This window comes from Aquitalea pelogenes (assembly GCF_001515305.1).
GTDB lineage: Bacteria > Pseudomonadota > Gammaproteobacteria > Burkholderiales > Chromobacteriaceae > Aquitalea > Aquitalea pelogenes.
The window spans coordinates 13031-37853 of record NZ_LNQV01000021.1 but is presented as its reverse complement, the minus strand read 5'-3'; the positions used below and the strand labels follow the sequence as shown (position 1 = coordinate 37853).

Below are 24823 nucleotides of genomic sequence, written 5' to 3'. Positions count from 1 at the left end.
AAGCAAGCCGGAATTTCACCGATAGTTCTTATAAATGCAATAAGGAATCCAACCATGTTTCTGGGCGCAGTCGGTTCATTCATCAGCACTTCGGGCGGGGCCCTGCTCAAGGCAGGCTCCTCCGTGGTGACCGAAGCGGCCTCCATTGTCGAAGCGCACCCGCTGCTGGCGGGCGTGGCGCTGGGGGTGGGCATTTACGAATACGCCACCAGCAATCCCAGTCATCTGGGTAATACAGTGGATACCAAGGCCTGAGCGCGTCGCACAAAAAAATACGGAGGAGCCAGGCTCCCCCGTCAAACACTGACTGAGTCAGTTTCGGATTGCTACAGAGAAAAACCTACTGCGCTGCGGTAGCCGCGATAGCTGCGCGCAGTCCCAACAGATAGCTTTCAGTGCCAAAGCCGCAGATCTGCCCCTTGGCAATGTCGGCAAACACCGACTGGTGGCGGAATGGCTCGCGGGCGTGGATGTTGGACATATGGATTTCCACGATGGGCACGGTAAGAATGGCCAGCGCATCGCGAATACCATAGCTGTAGTGGGTCCAGGCTCCGGCGTTGATCAGCACCGCATCCACACCATCGGCATAGGCCTGATGGATGCGCTCGCACATTTCCCCTTCGTGATTGGTCTGGAAGCTTTCCACTTCCACACCCAGCTCACGGCCCAGCGCCTGCAGGCGCGCGTCAATTTCAGCCAGCGTCACCGTGCCGTACTGCTTCGGGTCGCGCTTGCCGAACATATTGTGGTTGATGCCGTGCAGCATCAGCATTTTCTTCATGATGCCAACCCTCAGTAGTTCAGCGTGGCCACGGCACGCAGTTCTTCCGGCGTGGCGCTGCCAAAGCCAAAGAATTCCAGGTAAGCCGGAATCATTTCAAACAGCATGTCGGTACCCAGCTGGATCTGACAGCCCTTGGCCCGTGCCGCCGCCAGCAGCGGGGTGATTTCCTTTTTCATCACCACTTCGCCAACAAAGGTGTCCGGGCTGACGCGGTCCATGTCAAAGGGCAGCGGGTCGTCGTCCTTCATGCCCAGCGGGGTGGCGTTGACGATCAGCTCGAACCGGCCGGGTCGTTGCTGCCCACACTGACGATCAGTTGCGGGTAATGCTGACGCAAGCGTCCGGCCAGTGCTTCAGACGAAACGGTATTGCTGTCGAACAAGGCCATTTCGGCCACACCGGCAGCCGCCAGCGAAGCGGCAATGGCACAGCCTACGCCACCATTGCCGGATACCAGCACCTTGCGGCCCTTGAGCGCAAAGCCCTTGCGCTCCACGCCACGCACAAAGCCGGCACCGTCAAACTGGTCGCCCAGCAGCGTGCCGTCCGGACGTACCAGGATGGCGTTGCAGGCACCGGCAATGGCGGCGGTGGGGGTGATTTCGTCCATCAGGCCCAGGGTGGTGACCTTGTGCGGCATGGTGACCAGTGCGCCGCGCAGATTGGTGAACTTGCGGATGCTGGCGATCGCCGCCACATAGTCTTCCGGCCTGACGCCGATGGGCATCACCACGGCATCAATACCCTTGCTGTCAAACCAGGGGTTGTAAATCATCGGAGCCTTGAAGCTCTCGGTGGGATAACCCAGATGGGCAATCAGCGTTGTCTTGCCACTAATCACACATGTCTCCAATCGTTTTGCTATCGAGATGCGCTTGCATCCGGCGGGATCAAACCGTCCCGTGACATGGCTGCATCATGGGCTGTTTGGCCGGGGCATCCAACAGCAAAATCGCTCTAACTGATATAGCAAAATCAGTTGTTCGACCGGGGAATATGTCATTGCAGGCATAGCAGCCCGCTGGGGCAGCAAGGAGACAAAGCGCAAAAAAGCCGGCGCACGCACCGGCTTTCAGTTTGGCAGGGAAAGCGCACTAGCCCGCAGCGGCCAGCAAGGACTGGCCCAGCCAGCCATTGCCTTCCACCCCGGGCAAGGCAAAGAAGTAGCCACCGCCAAAGGGCTTGATGTATTCCTCCAGCGGCTCGCCATTCAGGCGCTGCTGGGTGGCAATGAATCCGGTCTGCAAATTGGCCTGGAAGGAAACAAACACCAGCCCCATGTCCAGCTGGCCGGACTTGGTCAGCCCCAGCGAATAGCTGTAGCTGCGGCGCAGCAACCTGGCATCGTGGCGGCCATGCAGGCGCGGTTCGGCGCGGCGCATGTGGGAATCCAGCGGAACCTGCTGGCCATGCGGGTCGGCAGCAAACTGCGGGTCGTCAAACTCCTGTTTTTTGCCCAGCGGCGCACCGCTGTGCTTGTCGCGGCCAAAGATGCCCTGCTGCTCACCCAGGGGCGTGCGGTCCCACTGCTCCATGGTGAAACGAATCAGCCGTACCACGGCATAACTGCCGCCTCTGGCCCAGGCGGGTTCCTGGTCCTTGTCGCCCACCCACACCAGCGCATCCATCTGTTGTTTGTCCGACGTCGTGGGATTCCCCGTACCATCCTTGAAGCCGAACAGATTGATCGGCGTGCTGGCATGCCGTACCGCTGCGGCTGGCTGGAAGCCATCCATTTTCCAGCGCGCGGCCAGTTTGTCCGGGCAATGCTTGATGATGTCACGCACGGCGTGAATCACGGTTTCGCGGGAGTTGGCACAGCATTGCAGCAGCAGGTCGCCATCACACCAGGCGGCATCCAGCGCGTCGTTGGGGAAGGCAGGCATGGCCGTCAGGTGTCTGGGGCGCAGTGCCTGCAGTCCGAAGCGCCCATCAAACAATGAAGCGCCCAGCGCCACGGTGATGGTGAGCGCGTCCGGCGACACGGTATCGCCCAGCAGGCCGGAGTCCGGCGGCGGCAGTTTGGGCGCATCCACCAGGGCCGGGCCTCCCTGGGTCAGGAAGGCAATGCGCCGGGTCAGCAATTGCAGGGTTTCCTGCAGGCCCTTGCGGTCGCGGGCCAGGACGTCAAAGGCGATGAAAATGGCTTCTTGCGGCGTCGGGGTTGTCACCCCGGCCTGATGCACACCGGCAAACGGCACGCGCTGCGCTGCAGGGTCCGGTGATGCCTGCAGCTTCAACCAGCCGCCCGCCCCCACTGCCCCCGCCAGCACACCGCCGCCAAACAGGCCGGCACCACGCAGCAGATTGCGCCGCTGCCTGTCTGGCTGGCTGCCGGATGCGGACAGGGTATGGTTATTGACTTGTTCTGTCATGAGTGAAATCAGTCCCGATGATGCTTGTTCGATGCTTACTCGACGATCAGCACGCCATGCGGATTGCTCAGCAGGCCGCAGGTCATTTCGTATTTGCCGGGTTCCAGTTTTGCCGTCAGCTTCTGGCTGAAGCCGGGCGCGATGTTTTCCCGCTCCTCCACCACATACACGCCTTTGAGGATTTCCCACTCCACGGCGCGCGCGCTGTTGTTCTTGATCAGGAACTGGGTTTTGCCGCGCTTGACGGTCAGTTGCATGGGTTCGCAGGCTTCATCGTTGATGCCGACATTCACCACGGGAATGGCCGGTACAGGGGCTGCAGGGGCAGCAGCAGGGGCTGCGCCTTGCTTGCCGCAGGCCGCCAGCAATACCAGCAGCACACACGGTGCCAGGGTTTTGAGCATGAGTATTTCCTGAATGCTTGCAATGCTTGCTAGTGGCAGCCGGCTTACTGCTGGCTGCCCGGCATGGCTGATTGCCGCCGTGGGTCAGGTCACTGCGGCGACAGTTGAATCAATCCAGAGCCAGCACGCCACGCAGCTTGGACAGATCTTCGGCCAGTGCCGTGATCGGGCCCTTCATCGCGGTGCGGTCGGCGTCGGTCACCTTGTCGTAGCTGACAAAGCCCTTTTTGTCCTCGCTACGGTATTTGTCCAGCAGTGCGTCTACTGTCTTGAAGTTTTCATCCACCTTGGCCAGCAGGTCCGGGCTGGCTTGTTGCAGCAGCGGGCGCAGCAGTTCGACAATTTTCTGCGCACCGTCCACATTGGCCTGGAAGTCCCACAGGTCGGTATAGCTGTAGCGGTCTTCTTCTCCGCTTACCTTGGTCTTCGCTACTTCTTCGATCAGGCCTGCAGCGCCACCCACCATCTTGGCCGGCGGAATGTCCAGTGTGGCCACGCGCTTGTTCAGTTCGGTGATGTCAGCCACCAGCTTGTCGGCATACTGGGCCTGGCCCTTGGTGGTGTGGTCACCAAACAGGGCTTTTTCCAGGCGATGGAAGCCGGTGAACTTGGGGTCGGCCGCTTTTTGCTTGAAGTCGTCTTCACGGGCGTCGATGGCAGAGTCCATGTCGGAGAACAGCTCGGCAATCGGCTCGATACGTTCGTAATGCTGGCGGGTGATGGCGTACAGGCCTTGCGCCTTTTTAAGATCACCGGCCTTGATGGCGGCGGCAAAGGCCTTGGACTGGGTCAGCAGGCCTTCCAGTTCGCTGCTGACATATTTCTTGTATTCAGCAATGGGGGCTGCCAGTTGTGCGCTGTAATCCACGGCAGGAGCGGAGGCCGCTGCCGCCGAAGCCGCGGCCTCTGCCACAGGGGCGCTGCCTGCAGCATCAGCCGCCGGCGCATCCCCGGTTTTACCGCATGCCGCCAGCGTGGACAGCAGCAAGGCCAGAACGGACAGCTTGCACAAGGAAGTCTTTTTCATCAGTCAACTTTCTTCAGGATGGATAAACGGGGATTTCAACGGGAGGACAGCGAGGCGGACGACACGCCGGCCACCGGCTTGCCATCACGCAGGAACAGAAACAGTGCCGGCAGCAGGTAGAGTACCCAGGCCAGCAGCTCGCTGACCGTGGGGGTGTCGTCATAGCCGAACATGCCAGAGAGGATGACGCCCAGCGGTGTATCCACCGGCAGCACACGGCTCAGGTCGATCACCACTGCTTGCAGCTGGTTCCACAGCCCGGCTTCGTGCAAGGCCTTGACGGCACCGGCCAGCAGCCCGGCGGCCACCAGGATGATGAACAAGCCGGTCAGGCGGAAAAAACGGCGCAGATTGATGCGCACCCCGCCCTGGTAAATACCCCAGCCCATGGCCGTGGCCACCAGCAAGCCCAGCAAGGCGGCCAGCCAGGCCAGCGGATTGCTGCTTTGCTGCTGCACGGTGGCCAGCAGGAAGAACACCGACTCCAGCCCTTCCCGCGCCACGGCAAAAAAGGCCATGCCTACCAGCGCATAAGCCTGGCCGCGGCCACGGCTGAGTGCCGCATCAATGGAGTCCTGCAGCTGGCCCTTGATGGAGCGGGCGGCCTGCTTCATCCAGAACACCATGGAAGTGAGAATGCCTACCGCAATCAACGCGACGACAGCTTCAAACAGCTCCTGCTGCTTTTGCGGGAATTCCTGCTCGGTCAACTCCAGCACCACGCCCACGCCAAGGCTGAGCAGGCAGGCCAGCACCACCCCCAGCCATACCGCAGGCATGAAACGCTGCTGACCGGACTGACGCAGATAGCTGGCGATGATGCCGACAATCAGTGCGGCTTCCATGCCTTCGCGCAGCATGATGAGAAACGGGATAAGCATGATGATGTCTTTGCTGATTCATGTAAATGCGAATCATGATCATTATCAATTGAACTGTCAACGCCAATTCTTGTCGTCATCCCGCGCTGCAATACTGCTTAACAATTAGCCCAAACCGGACAGCCATAAAAAAAGCCGGTCGGCACCAGACCGACCGGCAGGCAGCCAGGGGCTGCAGGCTCCGTTACAGCGTTAACTCAGTATTTCCATTTCTGTACTTCCAAATCAGTATTTCCACTTTACGGCGACACTGGCATTGACCGGCGCAGCATAGTAGGACTGGTCCCAGTACACGCTGGTCAGGTATTTGCGGTTCAGCACGTTGTACAGGTTTGCCGCCACGGTCAGGTGTTTGTCCACGTCGTAGCTGGCCATCAGGTTCCATACCGAATACCCGCCCTGATAAGCGGCGGACGTGCTGCTGTAACGCGTTTCGCTCTGGTAGTTCAGGCTGGCACCCAGTTTCAGCTGCTCCAGCTGCGGTACGCGCCAGATGGTGGACAGCCTTAGCTGACGGCGCGGGACATACAGGCGCACATCCTCGCCGTTCTGGCCGGTAATCTGCTGCGCCACCACACCCAGGCTGGCCTGCCAGTTGTGGGCCAGCTCGCCGGACAAATCAAACTCCACTCCGCGCGACTTGGCCGAGATGCCACGGTAGTAAGCCCTGCTGCCAACATAACCGGCCTGTTCGGCAATATTGTCCTGCTCCACTTCAAACAGCGACAAGGCAGTGTTCAGTCGGCGTTGCAGGAATTCACCCTTGAGGCCGATTTCCTTGCCCGTGCCACGGGCAGCGGCCAGAGTGGCACCGCTGGCATCGGTCTGGGTTTGCGGATTGAAAATCTTCGACAGGCTACCGTAGGCGGAAATCTCGCTGCTCAGATCCACCACCAGACCGACATAGGGCGAGGTGGCCGACTGCTCCAGCGCATGGGCCACGCCATAGCTGGCACCAGTGGAGCTGGCCTGGGTGTAATTGGCACCCAGCAGCAGCTTGACCGGGTCGGCCAGGTTCAGGCGTGTTGCCGCGTAAACGGTCTTGCGGGTGTCCACATAGCTGCTGCCATCCACACTGGCGTCAAAGCTGGGCGTGGCATAGCTGCCATTGAATGCACTGTTGCCAAACAGTTCGGTACCGATGCCTTCGCCGTAATGACTGATGTCCGTCATGCGTGAGCGTGACAGGTTCACCCCGAAATTGAAGTCATGCTGACGTCCGGCCAGTGCGTACTTGCCACCCAGATTGCTGTCGAAATACACCTGCTTGTTACTGCTGTCATACAGCGAGGGATAGGCATATAGCCCGCCACCGCTGCTCTTGTTGGGCGTGCCGTATACATAGAACAACGCACTGTCGGTATCTGCCTGGTTGTAGCCCAGCGTGCTCTTCCACTGCCAGCCGTTGTCCAGCGCATGCGCCAGCTCGGCAAACACCCGTTGATCCGTGGTGTTCAGATAGGACCAGCTGGCCGAGGTGCTGGTGCCTACCGGGTAATTGGTCGGTGTGCCGTCGCTGTACGCCATGGGCAGCGCACCCCACATGGCGCCCTTGCCTTCCTGTTTCTGATAGCTGTAGCCCACGGTCAGCGTGGTCTTGTCGCTCAGCTTGTTGGCCAGCACACCGTAAAACACATCACGGGACGGCTGGTAGCGGTCCAGATAGGAATGGCCATCCTCATGCGCCGCCACTACCCGGCCGCTGACCGTAGCTGCCTCGTTCAGCGGGCCGGACACGTCCACGTCCAGCCGTTTGGTGTCCCACGAACCAATGGTGAGGCCGGCCGAGGCCTGGAAGTCGTCAGTCGGGCGCTTGCGGATGAAATTGACCGTGGCGGACGGATTACCGGTGGAGCTGGACAGGCCATTGGCACCGCGCACGATTTCCACCCGGTCGAACATGGCCATGTCGATGTCGCCATATTGCAGGCCATAGGTCATCGGTACGCCAATGCCGTCCATCTGGAAATTGGTGATGTCAAAACCGCGGGCGGTGTAATACGTCCGGTTGGTTTCCACCTTCTCCACCGTCACCCCGGTGGTATTGGCCAGTACGTCGTTGATGGTAGCCAGCCGGAAATCTTCCATCTGGGCATGCGTCACTACCGAACCCGCCTGCGGGGTTTCCCGCGGGCTCATGTTGAGCCGGGTGGCCGAGGTGCTGTGCTTGATGGTGTAGGTTTCCTGCTGATCGGTTGGTAGCTGGGTGCTGACCGCCTCGGCCGATACCGACACCGCGGGCAGAACGGCAAGCCCGCCCGCCTTGTCGCTGGATGTGGCCGCCGTTGTTCCATCATCGGCCAGAGCCTCGCCGGCCACACCGGCAGCAGCCAGCCACACAGCCAGGCACAAGGGACGCAGGGTAAAACCGGGAATTCGGGAATGACGGGCAGCAGCAGGCCGGTGAACTTGCATGGGGTAAATATCCAGGATGTTAAAAAACGGAAATGAGTACGCTTCTTCAAATGCGAATGGTTCTCGTTTTTATTTTCTGCATGACATTTACCTGCTGTCAATCATCTTTACATCGGCAATTCACACCCTCTGCCGCGCTGCAAGTGGATGTCGCTGAATTTATTGCTATTGATTCGCATTTGCATATACACTGCGCAGCCATCACCCGGCCATGACCCACGGCAAGGCCGATGATCACCGCCCGTCACAGGCAGGCAAGCAATCCTCCCCCACCCCGATGGCAGCAGACATGAAACCGCATTTCCGACAGAACTTGGTCCTGATACACCGCTGGCTGGGCCTGACCATGGCTGGTTTCCTGCTGCTGGCAGGCTGTACCGGTGCCGTTCTGGCGTGGAACGAGGAACTGGATCACTGGCTGAACCCGGAGCTGTTCTACAGCAAGGCACCCACTGCAGCAGCCCGGCCGCTGGACCCCTTGCTGCTGCGCCAATACGTGGCAAAGGCATTTCCCGACGCGCAGGCCAATACGGTGCCGCTGACACAGGAAGCAGGCAGAAGCGTGATTTTCTGGCTGTCCGGCCGGATGCAAGCCGATGGCACGCTGAGCGAGCCTGCCAATGACCAGATATTTGTCGATCCTTACAGCGGGCGGATTCAGGGTGCACGGCACTGGGGCGACATCAGCCAGGGCAAGCAAAACCTGATTCCCTTCATTTACCGCCTGCATTACTCGCTGGCACTGGGGGATTGGGCCGGCACGGTGTTTGGCATCATCGCCCTGTTGTGGACTGTCGATTGCTTTGCCGGGGCCTGGCTGACATTCCCGGCCCTCCAGCGCAAAAGCACGGCCGCCCTGCCGACAAAAGCAGGCAAAAGCTGGCGGCAACGCTGGGCAGTGTCCTGGAAAATCCGTCGTGGCGGCGGCAGTTACAAGCTGATATTCGACTGGCACCGCGCCGCCTCGCTGTGGCTGTGGGCCATGTTGCTGGTGCTGGCCTGGAGCAGTGTGTCCTTCAATCTGCCCGCCGTGTACAAGCCGGTGATGCAGGCGCTGTTTGTCAGCCAGCCGGAACCCGGCCTGCAAGCTGCGGTGCGCCCGGGCGGGCAAGCGCCAAAACTGGGCTGGGATGCTGCCCGCACGCGGGGCCGTGCACTGATGACGGCGCTGGCAGCACGCAAGGGCTTTGTCATTCTGGAAGAAGATGACCTGAGCTACGACGCGCGCAGCGGACTCTACAGCTTCAGCACGCGCAGCAGCCTGGATGTGAGTCGGCGCTGGGGCAGCACGCTGGTTTACTTTGACGGCGACAGCGGCGCCGAACGCGGGGCATGGCTACCGACGACAGAGGCCAGCGGCGACACCATCCGCAGCTGGCTCACCAGCCTGCACATGGCGGCAATCGGCGGCCTGCCTTACAAGCTGTTCATCATGCTGCTGGGGCTGGTAGTGGGTTCGCTCAGTGTGACTGGCGTGGCTATCTGGTGGAGGAAACGGCGTGGCCGGCAAAGCCAGGCCAGAGCACGGCAGCAGCAGTCATTGACGCTACAGGATGCGGAGCAAGGCTGAATGTGCCGCTCAGTCCGCCGCCTGCCGTCTGTCATTCTTGTGGCGGTACATCAGGGTGTCGGCCTGCTCGATGGCGGCTTCCACCGTCCAGCGTTGCGGCGGCAGTGCCACCACACCGACGCTGGCACCGGCGTAATCCAGCTGATGCTCGCCCAGCTGGTAGTGCCCGGCAATCAGCTGCTCCAGCCTTTGCTGGGTGCGCAGGGCCGCGTGTTGTGGGTCGCCCTGCTGCGGGCCGGGGCCGATGAACAGGAATTCGTCGCCACCCAGCCTGCCAATGAGGTCGCTGCCACGCAAACCTCCCTGCACGCGCCGGGCAATGGCCTGCAGGAATTCGTCGCCGCCCTGATGACCATAACGGTCATTGATCTGCTTGAAACCATCCAGATCTATCACCCCCACCAGAGTGGACACACCACTGCGCTCGGCCTGGGCCAGCAGGCGTTCCAGCTCAGCCACCATGGCGCGGCGGTTGGGCAGTCCGGTCAGCAAATCGGTCAGCGCATGGGTAGCCAGCTGGTCGTTGGCAGCCTGCAGTTTTTCCATCAGCACTTCGCGCTCGATGAAATTGCCGACGATATTGGCAAACAGGCGGAACAGCGCTTCCACCTGCTCGGTAATCTGCACCGTCCGGGTGCTGGCAGCGCACAAGGTGCCCAGCAGCTGCCCATCGGTATTGCTGATCGGCGCACTGACATAAGACTGGATATGCAAACTGGCGGCAGCGGTGGAATCGCCCCAGCGCTGCGGCACGCTACTGCAGGCCAGCTGGCCACTATCGAGCGCACGCTTGCACAAGGTGTCCTCCCACTGCACGGTAAGTCCCTCGGCGATGTCCAGCTCGCCGCTATTACGCGCAAAGCGGATGCGCTGGCTGTGGCCGTCCAGGTCCACATCGGTGAGGTAGGTGGATTCCATATTGGTAATCATCGCCAGCATTTCCAGCATCGGGCGTACCAGCTGATCGATGGTCTGTGCCGTGTTCAGCGAGGAGGACAGCTGCGACAGGATTCGATCCATTCCCATTCCCATACCCGATTCAATTTCAATGACGAGGAAAACCGCACCCAGCACATGCACGATGTGGAATAAACATATTCTAGTAGAAACACTTAGTTTATTCACCTAAAAGCGTGCACAGAACCAAGCAACCTTATTGCAACTGTGGCTTTACTGATATGCACCCCGCCACTGCCGGCAGCTTGCCCACAGCACTGCGACAATATGCCGCAGTCGCGCATGCGGTGACCTTCTTACAATGGCCACCGGATATCACTGCTGCACGGTGCAGCCAGCAGCCTGCACAAGCCAGCTGCAGCAGCGCCGGTGACGACGAAACAGACTACCGGTGCCAGCGTCAATGCGTTAGCATCCTGCCTCCGCGCCAGGGTGCCATATACAACCGTTTTACTTACCCGATAACAGGAGTTGTCATGCAAGCTTCCATCCGCTCTACCTTGCTGGTGCTGGCCACCAGCCTGCTCACCACCACGGCAGCCTGGGCTCATGCGCATCTGAAAGCTGCCGAACCGGCCGCCAACAGTGTGGTCAGCAGCCCGGCCAGCCTGAACCTGAGCTTTTCCGAAGCACTGGAAGTGAAGTTCAGCGGCATCAAGCTGAGCAATGCCGACAAGCAGGACATCGCGCTGGGTGAACCCACACTGGCCAATGGCGGTAAAACCCTGACCGTCAAACCGGCCCAGCCGCTGCCTGCCGGCAACTACAAGCTGGAATGGCATGTGCTGTCGACCGATGGCCACAAAACCAAAGGCACTTACAGCTTCAGCGTTGGCAAGTGAGCATGGCTGAAGGCTTGCTGTGGCTGTGCCGCTGGCTGACTGATGGCGCAGCCATGTGGCTATGGGGCAGCAGCCTGTTTGTGCTGGCGCTGCTGCCTGCCGCATTGCGCCAGGACTTCTGGCAGCAGCAGGCCATCTGGAATCGGCGTGCCGCTCGCGCCCTGCTGCTGGCCACCCTGTCGGCCCTGCCCTTGCACAGCGCAATACTGGGTGATGGCTGGTCCGACAGCTGGCAAGCGGCCAGCTTGCTGGCCGTGGTGCGTGACAGCGGCATTGGCCATGCCTGGTGCTGGCAGTTGCTGGCAGCGCTGGCACTGTGGCTGGTAACAAGCCGTGCGGGCCATCGCCATACACTGGCTGCCACCGCAGGGCTGAGCGCCCTGCTGCTGGCCAGTCTTACCCTGAGTGGACATGCCGCCATGCAGCAGGGCTGGCCGGGGCTGCTACACCAGGGTAATGACTGGTTGCACCTGCTGAGCGCTGCAGCCTGGCTGGGTGCCTTGCCGCTGGTGCTGCAATTGCTGCGTCAGCCACCTGCTGCACTGCATGCCACCCTGCCCGGCATCCTGCGCCGCTTCTCTACCACCGGTCATGCGGTGGTGCTGGTGGTGTTTGCCACCGGCCTTGGCAATCTGTACCTGATCAATGGCAGCCTGCTGCCGGACACACTGTCCGCCTATGCCATGCTGCTGGGCCTGAAGCTGCTGCTGGTGGTCGGCATGACCGTGCTGGCGCTCTACAATCGCTACCATCTGGTGCCCCGCATGCCGCAAGGGCTGCCCTGCCTCAAGCGCGCCATCTGTCTGCAAATTGCCTTGTGCCTGCTGGCCCTGGCTCTGCTGGCAGTACTGGGTACGCTGGACCCGCACCAGGCCAGCTGGTAAGGCTGCACCGCTTCCCTATCATCTGACAGCGCACCCTGGCGAATCAGGCAAGAGATCGCCAGCAATGGGCTACCGTCGCCCGCCTCCCCTCCCTTAGGCTTTGCACACATTGCGGACCGGCTGTCAGCAGCCGGCCCTGCTCTTGCGTCAACCTTCTGATTCGTGGAATGCCATGTCTTTGCCAGCCCCTCTTGCCGCCCGCTCCTGCCATGCAGCCGTGCTGTCCATGTCACTGTGCGTGGGCTTGCTGATTGCCGCCGAATTCTTGCCGGTCAGCCTGCTGACCCCGATTGCCGCAGACCTGCACACCAGTGATGGCATGGCCGGTCAGGCCATTTCCGTGTCCGGGCTGTTTGCCGTATTTGCCAGCCTGATGGTGGGAAAACTCACCGGCCAGCATGACCGCAAACCGGTGCTGCTCTGCCTCACCGCGCTGCTGTTACTGTCGGTGCTGCTGACAGCCCTGGCAGACAGCTTTGCCGTGCTGATGCTGGCGCGAGCCCTGCTGGGACTGGTGATTGGCGGGTTCTGGTCGCTGGCCACCGCCACGGTGAGCCGACTGGTGCCTGCAGAGCAACTGGCCGCGGCGCTGGGCACACTGTATATGGGCAATGCGGTGGCTGGCGCTTTTGCTGCCCCTGCCGGCAGTTATCTGGGTGGCATCATCGGCTGGCGCGGCGTGTTCTGGACGCTGGTTCCGCTGGTGCTGCTCAACCTGTACTGGCAGTGGCGCAGTCTGCCAGACCTGCCGGCACCGCCCGGTCAAACTGCCGCCAATCCGCTGACCCTGCTGTCCTTGCGCCATGTGCGATATGCACTGGCCGCAGTGATGCTGACCTTTGGCGGCGCATTTTCCGCCTTTACCTATTTCCGCCCGTTTCTGGAGCAGCTGACCCGGGTCAGCCTGCCGCAGTTATCACTATTGCTGTGCGGTCTGGGGCTGGCCGGTTTTGTCGGCACTCGCAGCGCCAGTGCCATGGTGGAGCGTCATCTTTACCCGTTGCTGGGCCTGCTGCCATTGCTGCTGGCCTTGCTGACTGTGGGCTTGCTGCTGACCGGCAGCCTGTTGTGGCCGGTTGCCATGCTGCTGATGTTGTGGGGGCTGGTGAATGCTGCCATTCCGGTGTGCTGGTCTGCCTGGATGGCACAGGGTGTCGCCGGTGAGGCCGAGCGCACCGGCGGGCTGATGGTGGCCGCCATCCAGCTGGCAATCCTGTGTGGAGGTGCGGTTGGCGGGGTCCTGCTCGACCAGTGGTCCATTCATGCCACTTTTCTTGTCAGTGCCGGGCTGTTGCTGATGGCGACCTTGCTGGCAGGCGGCGGCAAGCGGCTGCGCCCTCTGAGCGCATGACCGATAAAAACACAAGCCCTTGTATTCATTAACAATTTATCCAGACCAGCACCGCACCCGCCGGTCAAAACCTGGTCAAAACCCACACCACCCTGGCTCTTGCCAGATCACATCAGGAAAGGAAGCATGATGAAACACGCCCTGGCACTATGTCTGTCCCTGCTCGTGCTCAGCCCGCTCAGCCGGGCCGATACCGCGGCCGATCAAACCAGCTCCGTCAGTCAGCAGAACGGGCCGTCCGCCAATCTGAACGATGCCTTTTGCACGGCCGGCACCCCCTGCGCCGTGGTGAAGCAGCGCAATGCCGGGCTGCACTGAAGCCTGACAACAGACGCAACAAGGCCCTCGGCATGCCGGGGGCCTTGTTGTATCAGACGATCATTCAGTCGGCGCGCTGGCTGCCAAGCGGAGCCTGCAGGTTTGCCGCAAAACGGCTGCGCATGGCGTCAAGGCTGGCCTCATCCAGCCCCATGGCACTGTAGAACGCCAGCGGCGCACGGTATTTCATGCCCACATACAATGCGGAGGCTTTCATCGGCGACAGCACTTCATCCATGGTGGCTTCGATCAGCCCGGCATGGCTGTAAGTAAATTCAGTGGCACCGGCGGTGGTGACAATCTGCAATTCCTTGCCATGCAGTGCCTTGCCTTCCGGGCCAAATGCCCAGCCATAGGTCCACACCTGGTTCAGGTAGGCCTTGAGCATGGGCGTGGTGTTGAACCAGTGGGTCGGATACAGGTAGATGATGCGGTCTGCCGCTTCATGTGCCTGCTGCTCGGCTGCGATATCAATTGCATTGCTGTCAGTGCCGTACAGCTGGTCCAGGTGACGCACGGTCACCTTGTCCTGGGCTTCCGCCACCTGTTGCAGCGCCTTGATGGCGACGGATTGTTGCGGCGTGGGGTGAGAAACGATGACGAGGGTTTTCATGTGATGTCCTATTGAAAAAATGAAATGTCAGACGGGCAGCCCGGCCAGCAGGAAGGCCTGGCAACTGGCGGAGGCATGGCGGTGGCCGATGATGCTTTGGTAGTCCGGCGAGTGGTACCAGGCCTTGGCGGCCTCGGTGCTGTCAAAGCGGACAATAAAAAACCTGCCCTGTACGGCCGGGCCTTCCACGCTGTCCACCTCGCCACCGCCTACCAGCAGGCTGCCATGATGGGCGGTCACGGTTTCCAGCACTTTTTCCTGATACGGCAACATGCCTTGCGGGTCGTGAATGGCGGTGACGTTGAAAACGAAATAAGCGGGTGTCTGCATGATGTGCTCCTGAACGGGTAGTCCTGTGCAATATGGGCCAGCACCATCCGTGGTGTTGAATGAAGGTTGCAGGCTTGTCAAAACGCCAGCCATGCGGGACTGGCGGCTGCGGATAACAGGCTTACAGGCTGGCTTCGAATACCTGACGGCTCAGGGTCAGGCTAACGTCCCCCTGCTCACCCAGCGCCGTCATGCCGTGGACTTCCAGCTGCCGCACCAGAGCGTCGATGTCGCCAGGGCCGATGCCGTAGTCACGCAAGCGGGTTTTCACGCCCAGGCTTTCAAAGAAGTTACGGGTACGGGCGATGGCCTGGCTGATGCGCTCTTCCTCGCTGCCTTCGTTGATGTGCCACACACGGCTGGCGTACTGCAGCAACTTGGCATGCTTGCCGGCCCGGCGGGCTTGCAGCATGGAAGGCAGCAGTACCGCCAGTGTCTGGGCATGATCGAGGCCATGCAGGATGGTCAGCTCATGTCCTACCAGATGGGTGGCCCAGTCGTGTGGCACACCGGCACCGATCAGGCCGTTGAGCGCCTGGGTGGCGGTCCACATGAAATTGGCGCGCGAATCATAATCGGCCGGCTCCAGCACCACCTTTGGCCCCAGCTCGATCAGCGTTTGCAGCAGGCCTTCGGCATAGCGATCCTGCACGCGGGCGTCTACCGGGTAGGTCAGGTATTGCTCCATCACATGGGTGAAGGCATCCACCACCCCGTTGGCCAACTGGCGAGCGGGCAAGGAGTAGGTTTTTTCCGGGTCCAGCACGGCAAACTGCGGAAACACCAGCGGGGAGGCAAAAAATGCCTTGGTCTTGCTGGCTTCATGGGTGACCACGGCGTTGTGGTTGGTTTCCGAACCGGTGGCTGCCAGCGTGAGCACCGCGCCCACCGGCAAGGCGCTTTTCACCACTTGCCCCATGCTGGACAGAATGTCCCAGGCGTCGCCCTGATAAGGCGCGGCAGCGGCCACAAACTTGCTGCCATCAATCACCGAACCACCACCCACGGCCAGCAGGAAATCAATGCCCTGCTCGCGCACCAGTGCGACGGCACGCATCAGGGTTTCATAGCGCGGATTGGGTTCGATGCCACCGAATTCATGCACCACATGGCCGCTCAAGGCCTGGCGCACTTCGGCCAGCGTGCCATTGCGTTCGGCACTGCCACCGCCGTACAGCAGCAACACCCTGGCATCCGCCGGCAGCAAGCTGCCAAGTCGCTGGATGCTGCCTTTGCCGAACACCACGCGGGCAGGATTGAAATACTCGAAATTCAACATGTTGCGCTCCTGTCTTGAAGCCAGTCACAACAGCGTGGCCAGCAGATGGAAGGCATTATGCAAGCCCGTACTCGCAACTATAAGTAGACTACCTGTTGAGTATTTATTAACCTTGATTCACTAGTGATTTACTGCAGGAGCGCAGCATGGACTTGTCGCAACGGGTGCCTTCGGTACTGTCCTTTGTCACTACCGTCGAAACCGGCAGCTTTGCCGCTGCGGCTCGCCAGCTGGGTATCAGCAATGCGGCAGTCAGCAAGAACGTGGCCGGGCTGGAACAGGCACTGGGCGTGCGCCTGCTGAACCGCACCACACGCACCCTGAGCCTGACCGAAGAAGGTGCCGCCTTCTTGCGTCAGGCCCGCATTGCGCTGGATGCGCTGGACGCGGCAGTGGACGCCATTGCCACCCAGCGGTTGGAAATCAGCGGCCCGGTGCGCATTTCCAGCAGTGCGGCATTTGGTCGCGACCATCTGCTACCCGCCCTGCCCGGCCTGCTGACCCGCTACCCGCAACTGGCGGTGGAGGTGGATTTTGACGACCGGGTGGTGGATTTGGTGGGCGGCGGCTACGACCTGGCGATCCGCGGCGGCCATATTGCCGACTCAGCCCTCGTTGCGCGCCCCATCTGCCATCTGCGCATGGTATTGGTGGCCTCGCCCACCTATCTTGCACAGGCTGGCATACCACGCTCGCCTGCCGAGCTGACACAGCACCGGCTGATCACCCGGCGCTTTCTGGGCGGCAAGGTATCGCCGTGGAATTTTCGTGATGCCGATGGCCAGATCACCACGCTGGATGTCTCGCGCAGCTGCCTCACCCTGTCCGCCCCGGAAGCACTGACTGACGCGGCGCGCCAGCATGCCGGCATTACCCAGGTGGGCGTGCACCACGCCTGGCCTTATCTGGAGCGTGGCGAACTCAAGGTGCTGCTGCTGGGCCAGCACGACCCCGGCGCTTACGAACTGGTACTGCAATACCCGCACCGTGCGCTGATGGCACCCCGGGTAAAGGCCTGCATCGACTACCTGCTGGCACAGTTTGCTGCCACGCCTGCCTTGCATGTGCCATTGGCGGCACTGGCCGCCCATACTGCCTGAGTGCTTGCCTGATGTTGCGCAATCCTTGCCTGATCCTGCGTCAGCCGGAAAATCGGGCAGACAGCCAGCCGCCCAGCCATTAGGCTGAATGCAGTCAACCAGAAAGCCGACCCATGCCCGACACACCGCAGACACCTGCCAGCAGCCCGGTACTGCAGCATCTGTGCCAGATCATTGCCGCCCGTACCCATGGCGATGAGGACTGCGATACTGCCATTCCCGAGCTGAGCTTCTTCCGCCGCGAACAACAGACCAATCCCTGTTCCTGCATGGTGGAGCCCAGCGTGGTGCTGGTGGTGCAAGGGGAAAAGCAGATGCTGGTGGGAGAGCAAAGCTACGCCTACGACACGCAGCATTTCCTGCTCAATTCGGTGGATTTGCCAGCCAGCTCGCAAGTGCTGTCGGCCAGTTCGACCGCACCTTGCCTCGGTCTGGTGCTGCGGCTGGATTTGCGCATCATGGCCGACCTGATCGCCCAGGGTGGCATTTGCCCGCCGGCAAGCCAGAGCAGCCAGCCAGGCATGGCTCTGGGCACGGTCACCAGCGCATTGCTGGATGCCTTCAGCCGCCTGCTGGACTTGCTGGATCAACCGCAGCACATCGGCGTGCTGGCACCGTTGATCAAACGGGAAATCCACTACCGGCTGCTGATGAGCGACCAGGCTTCGCGCCTGTGGCAGATTCTGGCCACCGGCAGCCACAGCCAGCGCATTGCCCGCGCCATCGACTGGCTGAAAACCCATTACACCGAGCCGCTGCGCATCGAGGAACTGGCGGCAAGGGTGCAAATGAGCAGCTCCAGCCTGCATCACCACTTTCGCCAGCTCACCACCATGAGCCCGCTGCAATACGTGAAATGGCTGCGCCTGAACGAAGCACGTCGCCTGATGCTGAGCGACAAGCTGGAAGCCGCCACCGCGGCTTTTCGCGTGGGCTACGAGAGCCCGTCACAATTCAGCCGCGAATACGCCAGGCTGTTCGGTCTGCCACCCAGGCGCGATATCAGCCAGCTGGCGCAGGCCGGCGGCTGACGCCATCACTCCCCGATAAAGCTGGATTTCTCTTCCACCACCAGCGCAGGCTGGGTCCGGGTTTGCACACGGAACACGATGGGATGACTGCCCGGCCCGGCGGCTTGCGGGTCCACCACCACCCGCACGCCCAGGCTCTTGCTGTCTGCCGCGCGGATGGACAGCAGGGTCGGCTTGGCAATGGCAATGCCTGACAGCCCGCTGACGCTGATGATGAACTGCTGGTCCTGACTGGTGGTGTTGATCACATTCAGCTGATAGCTGTTTTCCAGCAGCCCCTCCCCGGTTTCCTGTACCAGCGAGGCGCGATCACGCATCACATCCACCTTGAAAGGCTTGCGCAAGCTGAACGAGGTGATGGCCGCACCGCTCACCAGCAGCAACAGCAAGCTATACAGCACCACCCGCGGTCGGCGCAGCCGGGACAGGATGGCGCTTTCCGGATACAGGCCGTTCAGCGCATTTTCCGTGGTGTAACGAATCAGCCCGCGCGGATAGGCCATCTTGTCCATCACCTCGTCACAGGCATCAATGCAGGCGGCGCAGCCGATGCACTCATGTTGCAGGCCATCACGGATATCAATGCCGGCCGGGCACACCTGTACGCAAATGCCGCAGTTGATGCAAGACCCCAGCTGCTGTTGCTGCAGGTCGCTGCCCTTCTTGCGCGCGCCGCGTGGTTCGCCGCGGGCGGCATCGTAGGAAATCACCAGCGTGTCGGCATCAAACATCACGCTCTGGAAACGGGCATAAGGGCACATGTACTGGCATACCTGCTCGCGCATCACCCCGGCCAGCAAATAAGTGCAAGCCGCGTAGAAGAAAATCCAGAACAGCTCCCACGGCCCGTAATCGAAATGGGGCAAGGCCGCCAGCAGCTGCTGGATGGGCGTGAAATAACCCACCAGCGTAAAACCGGTCAGCAGGGAAAAAGCCAGCATCAGCCCGTGCTTGCACAGCTTGATGCGCAGCTTGCGCAGGCTCCAGCCTTGCTGGTCCAGCTTGCTGCGCTGGCTGTGCTTGCCTTCGGTCCATTGCTCGATCCACAGCATGATTTCGGTGTACACCGTCTGCGGACAGGAATAGCCGCACCACAGCCGCCCGGCAATGGTGGTCCACCAGAACAAGCCAAAGGCGCACAGGATCAGCAAGGCAGCCAGATAGATAAAATCCTGTGGCCAGAAAATCAGGCCGAACAGATAGAACTTGCGTTCCACCAGGTCGAAATTGACTGCCTGGCGGCCATCCCAGCGCAGCCAGGGCAGGCCGAGAAACACCAGCTGGGTAAGCACAACGGCGGCAATACGCCAGTTGTTGAAACGACCATGCACGCTGCGCGGGTAGATTTTCTTTTGAGCAGCATACAGCGATACCACTTCCGACCCGTCTGCGGCAGTCGCCGCAACAGGCTTGATGGGGATGGTGCGAGGCGGGACAGACATACATTCCTTGGCAAGTGGCGTTATGCGCCACGGCTGGCGCATAAATATCGCAATACGATATTGTTTTGCATGCCATCTGGCAATAGCGCCGTCAGCCTGACACAGCGCCGACAGACGCCCGCCGCCACGACCGGATGGGAAATTAAACATTTACAGTCAATAACTTGCAAAAACTCCTGCACAAGCGTGCAACTGCAATCATCCGGAGCAATGACCTTGCACAGGCCATTAATATGTATTCTAAATACAACATAATGAGCTACCGTCTGCCAAGGCTAGCAGCGTCACAGCCGCATCAGCCCGTCTCGCTCCCCATTCCTGCCAAGGCAGACATCATGCCCCCCCTAGCGGGCGGATGCTGAGGTGCTGCGGCGGCATGCCATCTGCCACTGCGAGGGCTTTCTGCACATGGATTTCGGGAAAACCCGTACTTTTAGACAGTTCACAAGTCATGTATGATAATGATTCTCATTTATAACAACATGCATCATGAATACTGCCGCCTTCGTTTCAACATCCCTGCTGGTCCTCAGCCCCCTCGCCGCCCATGCCGAAGACACTGCCACCCTGGATACGGTGTCGGTCAGTGCCAGTAGCGACACCCAGAACACACACAGCTACCAGACCCGGCAAACCAGCGTGGCAGGCTACACGCAAAGCACGCTGGACACGCCCCAGGCCGTACAGTCCGTCACTCCGCAAACCCTGGCTGACAAACAGGTAAAAAGCCTGGCCGAAGCAGTGAGTACCGTCAGCGGCGTGGTGGAGAGCAATACCCTGGCAGGCATCCAGGACAGCTTTACCCGCCGTGGTTTTGGCGAGCGCAACGATGGCAGCATTTTGCGCGACGGGGTGCGCTCTTATCTGATGAGCAATTTCGACGCCACCACCGAATCGGTGGAGGTGCTCAAAGGCCCGGCCTCGCTGTTGTATGGCATCCAGGAGCCCGGCGGCGTCATCAACGTCATCAGCAAGAAACCGCAACGCGACGCGCAAACCACCATCAGCGCCCAGAGCAGCAGCTTTGGCGGCGGCGCGGCCACGCTGGACAGCACCGGGCAGATCGGCGATTCCAACTTCGCCTACCGCCTGATTGCCGACAAGCAGGACACCGACTACTGGCGCAACTTTGGCAGCACCAAGCGCAACATGATTGCACCCTCGCTGTCCTGGAGCGACGGACGCGACAGCCTGTTGCTGTCGTATCAGTACAGTGACTTCAGCACGCCGTGGGATCGCGGCACCGTGTTTTACAACGGCAAACCGCTGAACGTGCCACGCGAAACACGGCTGGGCGACACACTGGACGTGGCACAGGGCCACACCCAGACCGCCACCGCCAGTTACAGCCACATGCTGAACAGCCAGTGGAAACTGGACTCTCGCCTGGCATGGAATGAAATCAGCTACAGCAACTACGAAACCCGCGCCACCGCCTATAACGCCCGCACCGGCGTGCTGACCCGCCGTCTGGATGGCAATGTGGTAAACAACAGCACACTGGTGCTGGGCAGCAAGCTGCAAGGCGATGTCAGCCTGTTCGGCCAGCGTCACCAGCCGGTGATCGGACTGGACATCACCCGCGCACGCGAGCTGCGCTCCGACACCTTCCGCGGCAGCGCCAGCAGCGCCACCCAGCTGAATGTCAACAACCCGGTTTATGGCGTACTGAGCACGGCCAACACCAGCCTGAGCGCAACACAAAGCGACAACCGCAGCACCATCGACACCCAGTCGCTGCTGCTGATGGACAACTGGGAACTGGCACCGCAATGGCAAACCAGCTACGGCCTGCGCTACCAGCATTACCAGCAGGAAGACGGGGTGGGCCGCCCCTATGCCGTCAGCGACCGCAGCGCGGGCACTACCGCCCTGCCCCAGTTTGGCCTGGTGTACAAATTGAACCCGCACTGGTCGCTGTATGGCAGCTACAGCGAATCCTTTGTGCCCAACACCGCCAGCGACGGCCAGCACTTCGACCCGGAACGCGGCAGCGCTCGTGAAGCAGGCATCAAGCTGGAACAAAGCGGCCTGAGCGCCACCCTGGCCGTATTCCACATCGACAAGAGCAATGTGGTGGCCACCGATACCGACGGCATCGACAAGGCCATGGGCAAGGTACGCTCGCAGGGGGTGGAGCTGGATGTCAGCGGCGAAATCACCCGTCGCCTGTCCATGACCCTGGCCTGGGCCTACACCGATGCCATGGTCACCAAGGACCCGGTCTATGCCGGCAAGCAGCTTTATAACGTGCCCAAGCACAGCGGCAGCGTCAATCTGGCTTACCGGCTTGGCCAGGACAGCTTTGGCAACAACTGGCGCATTGGTGGCGGCACGCGCTTTGTCGGCCAGCGTCAGGGGGACGCCGCCAACTCCTTCCAGCTGCCGTCCTATTTCGTGACCGATGCCTTCATTGCCTGGCAAACCCGCCTGCACGGCCAGAAGCTGGAAATCCAGGCCAACCTGAAAAACGTGTTCGACAAGACTTATTACGCCTCCAGCACCGGCACAACCACCACCAGCAACAGCGGCAGCGTGTCCACGGTGCGGCTGGGCGACCCACGCGAATTGCTGGTCAAGGCCAGCCTGAGTTTCTGATTCCCTGCCGGCACTGGCCGGCTCATGTCCTGCGCTGCGGCTGAATATCAACAGCCGCAGCGCTTTGCCGTGGAAAACCAAGTGAAACGCATCGTCATTCTGTTACATCGTTATCTGGGCTTGCTGGCCGCCCTGTTTGCCTTGCTGCTGGGCCTGAGCGGCAGCCTGCTGGCCGTGCAACAGCTGCTGCAGGGCAAAACCTACCCCGCCCCGGTGGCAAGCCATGCCGCCAGCCCGCACTATCAGGTGGTACTGGCCAGCTTGCGCGCCAGCTATCCGCAGGCTGATTTCACCCTGCGCCTGCCGCAAAACCCCGCAGACGCCATCGAAGTACGGGTACGCCAGCGCCAGCAGCCAGACCAGCTTCTATGGCTGGACCCGCAATTTGGCCGGCCACTGGCCACGCCAGAAGGCCGTGGCACCGGCTGGCGCTGGCTGCACGAAGTGCATGCCCGCCTGCTGCTGGAAGATGGCAAGACCTGGGTGGGCGTGGCCGGTATTGCCATCCTGCTGGTGCTGCTCAGCGGCATCATCCACTGGTGGCCAAAGGACTGGCGCAAAGCCTGGCGGCTGCGGCGCGACAAGGGCCTGGCGGTATGGCTGGGCGACCTGCACCGCATGCTGGGTGCCAGCATGTTGCTGCTCTTGCTGCTCAGCACCCTCAGTGGCCTGGTTCTGGCATTCAACCAGCCCATCCGCCAATGGCTAAGCCCGGCCAAGCACGGCCAGCCACGCACGGGCAAGCACATCACACCGGCCGGGCCGCAACTGGCGCTGGATGAACTGGTCGCCCGCGGTAATGCCCGTCTGCCACAGGGCAGGCTGAGCAGCATCAGCATCAGCGCGCGTGCCAATCAGCCGGTTGAACTGCGCAAGCGGCTGGACGACGAGTTGCACCCCAACGGCAGCACCCTGATTAGGCTGGACCCTTACCGGGGAACGGTATTGAGCGTGGAAAGGACGGAACAGACACAAGCCTGGCGGAAAATCGGCAGCTGGGCACAGGCCTTGCACACCGGCAGCCTGGGTGGTGTCTGGCACCAGTTGCTGATGGCGGTCAGCGGCGTGGTATTGATGATTCTGGGCGGCAGTGGCCTGTTTCAGTGGCAGGCCAGGCGGTGCAAGCAAGGCAGCAGGCAAGCGGCCATGGTGGCGACCAGGGCACGCACTGCACAGCAGTGATGCGCCCACGCAATCAGATGTCGGGGAGGATGGGAAGACGTAGTGTGAAGCAGGCTAGAAATCATCGAGATTGCAGATGTCGGTGTCCTCTCCGATTTGCCTGAGCAGCAAAATCTTGATGGGAACCACCATCTCGCGAATCTCCTCTTTGGCACGATAGACGTCCGCTTCCAGCTGACAGAGCACCAATTGATAAGCCAGATCCAGCATTGCATCGATATCGGGTTTTTTGCCGTCCAACGCTTTATACCTGCAGGGGGAAGTTGGGGAAATTATTGTAAGTCAAGCATGCATTACAGCAGTATCTGTCATTCTGGTCGCATAAGTCCACCATTGAGCACTGCTATCACCGGCATTTAATGGCCCAATGGCCAGTTTCAAAAAAAATGCCGGGTCAGCCGACCCGGCAAGAAGAAGAGACATGCAAGAAGGAGAAACAGAGACAACGGTACAACGGACAAATCATCAAACCGGCTGCGGCGTCAGGCGCAGATAGGGCCGTACGGCACGGTAGCCCTGGGGAAACTTTTCACGGATCAGTGCTTCATCCTGCAGTGATGGCACGATCACCACTTCCTCACCCTGCTGCCAGTTGGCCGGAGTAGCCACGCTGTGATGGTCGGTCAGTTGCAGGGAGTCGATCACCCGCAGGATTTCGGCAAAATTGCGGCCGGTACTGGCCGGGTAGGTAATGATCAAGCGCACCTTGTGGCTGGGGTCGATGATGAACAGCGAGCGCACGGTATGGGTGCTGCTGGCATTCGGGTGAATCAGGTCGTAGGCCTCGGACACCTTGCGGTCCGCGTCCGCCACGATGGGGAAATTCACCTCGGTCTGCTGGGTGTCATTGATATCGGCAATCCAGCCATGGTGGGCTTCCACCGGGTCTACCGACAGCGCCAGCACCTTGACATTGCGGCGGGCAAACTCCTGCTGCAATTTGGCGGTGGCACCCAGTTCGGTGGTGCACACCGGGGTGTAGTCGGCCGGATGGGAAAACAGCACGGCCCAGCTGTCACCCTTCCACTGGTGGAAATGCAGTTCGCCAATGGTGGATTGCTGGCTGAAATCCGGAGCGATGTCGCCAAGTCGCAGAGTCATGCTGGTTCCTTTGTACTGTGTTTGCGTGATGGGCTTACTGTAAGCACTGCCACGCTGCCCGTGAACCAAGGAAAACTGCGTTGCTTATCAGGCGGCGGCTGGATAAGCATGGCAAAGGCTGCATAAGCAGCCCCGGATGATTGACACCCCCCCTCAGGCTTTCTGCAATGAAAGCGGTACTCCCTATTTCCATTGGCAGGGCAAGGACGGGGAATCGGGATGGAATGGCAAGGCTGCGAAATCAATCCCTTGGTTAAAAGGCCCGGCTGTGCCGGGTCCATCGCAATCGCACCTAATAACGTGGTCAGCCGCCTGGGGCATGCAGCAAAAGGGGCT

25 protein-coding genes are annotated in these 24823 nt (G+C 60.8%); 10 read left to right on the top strand and 15 right to left on the bottom strand.

Annotated features, from left to right (window positions below; genetic code table 11):
- Nucleotides 1-54 precede the first annotated feature (54 nt).
- Complete coding sequence (locus AWT75_RS10785; protein WP_045844941.1) at nt 55-255, top strand: hypothetical protein; 201 nt, start codon at nt 55-57, stop codon at nt 253-255.
- A gap of 85 nt (nt 256-340) precedes the next feature.
- Here AWT75_RS10785 and aroQ read toward each other — a convergent pair whose 3' ends face one another.
- The 8 genes from aroQ to AWT75_RS10750 form a co-directional block, all read right to left on the bottom strand.
- Nucleotides 341-784, bottom strand: coding sequence for a type II 3-dehydroquinate dehydratase (gene aroQ / locus AWT75_RS10780; RefSeq protein ID WP_062789145.1), 444 nt, complete (start codon nt 782-784; stop codon nt 341-343).
- Nucleotides 785-795: 11 nt separating this feature from the next.
- Complete coding sequence (locus AWT75_RS22855; protein WP_239689550.1) at nt 796-1035, bottom strand: Rossmann-fold NAD(P)-binding domain-containing protein; 240 nt, start codon at nt 1033-1035, stop codon at nt 796-798.
- A gap of 23 nt (nt 1036-1058) precedes the next feature.
- Nucleotides 1059-1628 (bottom strand): shikimate dehydrogenase family protein, encoded by a 570-nt coding sequence (locus AWT75_RS10775; RefSeq protein ID WP_239689549.1) that lies wholly within the window; start codon nt 1626-1628, stop codon nt 1059-1061.
- A gap of 253 nt (nt 1629-1881) precedes the next feature.
- The gene (gene efeB / locus AWT75_RS10770; RefSeq protein WP_062789144.1) at nt 1882-3162 is read right to left on the bottom strand and encodes an iron uptake transporter deferrochelatase/peroxidase subunit; all 1281 of its coding nucleotides are present in this window, start codon (nt 3160-3162) and stop codon (nt 1882-1884) included.
- A gap of 35 nt (nt 3163-3197) precedes the next feature.
- The gene (locus AWT75_RS10765) at nt 3198-3566 is read right to left on the bottom strand and encodes a cupredoxin domain-containing protein (protein ID WP_062789143.1); all 369 of its coding nucleotides are present in this window, start codon (nt 3564-3566) and stop codon (nt 3198-3200) included.
- Between the two features lie 109 nt (nt 3567-3675).
- Nucleotides 3676-4593, bottom strand: a complete 918-nt coding sequence (gene efeO / locus AWT75_RS10760; RefSeq protein ID WP_082696049.1) for an iron uptake system protein EfeO — start codon at nt 4591-4593, stop codon at nt 3676-3678.
- A gap of 35 nt (nt 4594-4628) precedes the next feature.
- Nucleotides 4629-5474, bottom strand: coding sequence for an iron uptake transporter permease EfeU (gene efeU, locus AWT75_RS10755; protein ID WP_062789142.1), 846 nt, complete (start codon nt 5472-5474; stop codon nt 4629-4631).
- 225 nt (nt 5475-5699) lie between these two features.
- A complete protein-coding gene (locus tag AWT75_RS10750; RefSeq protein ID WP_082696048.1) occupies nt 5700-7889 on the bottom strand; it encodes a TonB-dependent siderophore receptor in 2190 nt (729 codons plus the stop codon).
- A 211-nt stretch (nt 7890-8100) separates the two neighbouring features.
- Between AWT75_RS10750 and AWT75_RS10745 the strand changes: the two genes are divergently transcribed.
- A complete protein-coding gene (locus AWT75_RS10745) occupies nt 8101-9459 on the top strand; it encodes a PepSY-associated TM helix domain-containing protein (RefSeq protein WP_062789141.1) in 1359 nt (452 codons plus the stop codon).
- Between the two features lie 9 nt (nt 9460-9468).
- Here the strand turns inward: AWT75_RS10745 and AWT75_RS10740 are convergent, their stop codons facing one another.
- Nucleotides 9469-10479, bottom strand: coding sequence for a GGDEF domain-containing protein (locus AWT75_RS10740; RefSeq protein WP_062789140.1), 1011 nt, complete (start codon nt 10477-10479; stop codon nt 9469-9471).
- A 413-nt stretch (nt 10480-10892) separates the two neighbouring features.
- Here AWT75_RS10740 and copC point away from each other — a divergent pair, with 413 nt between their 5' ends.
- The 4 genes from copC (at nt 10893) to AWT75_RS10720 (ending at nt 13811) form a co-directional block, all read left to right on the top strand.
- Nucleotides 10893-11258 carry a copper homeostasis periplasmic binding protein CopC gene (gene copC / locus AWT75_RS10735; RefSeq protein ID WP_045844934.1) on the top strand — a complete coding sequence of 122 codons (366 nt, stop codon included), beginning with the start codon at nt 10893-10895 and terminating at the stop codon, nt 11256-11258.
- A 2-nt stretch (nt 11259-11260) separates the two neighbouring features.
- Complete coding sequence (gene copD, locus AWT75_RS10730) at nt 11261-12142, top strand: copper homeostasis membrane protein CopD (RefSeq protein WP_204376958.1); 882 nt, start codon at nt 11261-11263, stop codon at nt 12140-12142.
- Nucleotides 12143-12314: 172 nt separating this feature from the next.
- Complete coding sequence (locus AWT75_RS10725; protein WP_062789138.1) at nt 12315-13493, top strand: MFS transporter; 1179 nt, start codon at nt 12315-12317, stop codon at nt 13491-13493.
- A 126-nt stretch (nt 13494-13619) separates the two neighbouring features.
- A complete protein-coding gene (locus AWT75_RS10720; protein WP_045844931.1) occupies nt 13620-13811 on the top strand; it encodes a hypothetical protein in 192 nt (63 codons plus the stop codon).
- Between the two features lie 64 nt (nt 13812-13875).
- Here AWT75_RS10720 and AWT75_RS10715 read toward each other — a convergent pair whose 3' ends face one another.
- The 3 genes from AWT75_RS10715 to AWT75_RS10705 all read right to left on the bottom strand — a co-directional run bounded on the left by AWT75_RS10715 (nt 13876) and on the right by AWT75_RS10705 (nt 16033).
- Nucleotides 13876-14424, bottom strand: coding sequence for an NAD(P)H-dependent oxidoreductase (locus AWT75_RS10715; RefSeq protein WP_062789137.1), 549 nt, complete (start codon nt 14422-14424; stop codon nt 13876-13878).
- 27 nt (nt 14425-14451) lie between these two features.
- Nucleotides 14452-14754, bottom strand: coding sequence for a DUF1330 domain-containing protein (locus AWT75_RS10710; protein ID WP_062789136.1), 303 nt, complete (start codon nt 14752-14754; stop codon nt 14452-14454).
- Nucleotides 14755-14875: 121 nt separating this feature from the next.
- Nucleotides 14876-16033 carry an iron-containing alcohol dehydrogenase gene (locus AWT75_RS10705; protein WP_062789135.1) on the bottom strand — a complete coding sequence of 386 codons (1158 nt, stop codon included), beginning with the start codon at nt 16031-16033 and terminating at the stop codon, nt 14876-14878.
- Between the two features lie 146 nt (nt 16034-16179).
- Between AWT75_RS10705 and AWT75_RS10700 the strand changes: the two genes are divergently transcribed.
- Nucleotides 16180-17133 carry a LysR family transcriptional regulator gene (locus AWT75_RS10700; protein ID WP_045844927.1) on the top strand — a complete coding sequence of 318 codons (954 nt, stop codon included), beginning with the start codon at nt 16180-16182 and terminating at the stop codon, nt 17131-17133.
- A 113-nt stretch (nt 17134-17246) separates the two neighbouring features.
- Nucleotides 17247-18164: an AraC family transcriptional regulator gene (locus AWT75_RS10695; protein WP_062789134.1), complete on the top strand. Its 918-nt coding sequence runs from the start codon at nt 17247-17249 to the stop codon at nt 18162-18164.
- A gap of 5 nt (nt 18165-18169) precedes the next feature.
- Here the strand turns inward: AWT75_RS10695 and ccoG are convergent, their stop codons facing one another.
- Nucleotides 18170-19606 (bottom strand): cytochrome c oxidase accessory protein CcoG, encoded by a 1437-nt coding sequence (gene ccoG / locus AWT75_RS10690; protein WP_062789133.1) that lies wholly within the window; start codon nt 19604-19606, stop codon nt 18170-18172.
- Between the two features lie 489 nt (nt 19607-20095).
- On the opposite strand from ccoG, the gene AWT75_RS10685 reads away from it, so the two are divergent.
- Both AWT75_RS10685 and AWT75_RS10680 read left to right on the top strand, forming a co-directional pair.
- Nucleotides 20096-22204 (top strand): TonB-dependent siderophore receptor, encoded by a 2109-nt coding sequence (locus AWT75_RS10685; protein WP_062789132.1) that lies wholly within the window; start codon nt 20096-20098, stop codon nt 22202-22204.
- A gap of 81 nt (nt 22205-22285) precedes the next feature.
- Entirely contained in the window at nt 22286-23386 is a 1101-nt protein-coding gene (locus AWT75_RS10680) for a PepSY-associated TM helix domain-containing protein (protein ID WP_161937742.1), read from the top strand.
- 54 nt (nt 23387-23440) lie between these two features.
- On the opposite strand, the gene AWT75_RS10675 is transcribed toward AWT75_RS10680, so the two are convergent.
- Both AWT75_RS10675 and AWT75_RS10670 read right to left on the bottom strand, forming a co-directional pair.
- Complete coding sequence (locus AWT75_RS10675) at nt 23441-23626, bottom strand: hypothetical protein (protein WP_045844924.1); 186 nt, start codon at nt 23624-23626, stop codon at nt 23441-23443.
- Nucleotides 23627-23851: 225 nt separating this feature from the next.
- Nucleotides 23852-24487 (bottom strand): peroxiredoxin, encoded by a 636-nt coding sequence (locus AWT75_RS10670; RefSeq protein WP_045844923.1) that lies wholly within the window; start codon nt 24485-24487, stop codon nt 23852-23854.
- Nucleotides 24488-24823 lie beyond the last annotated feature (336 nt).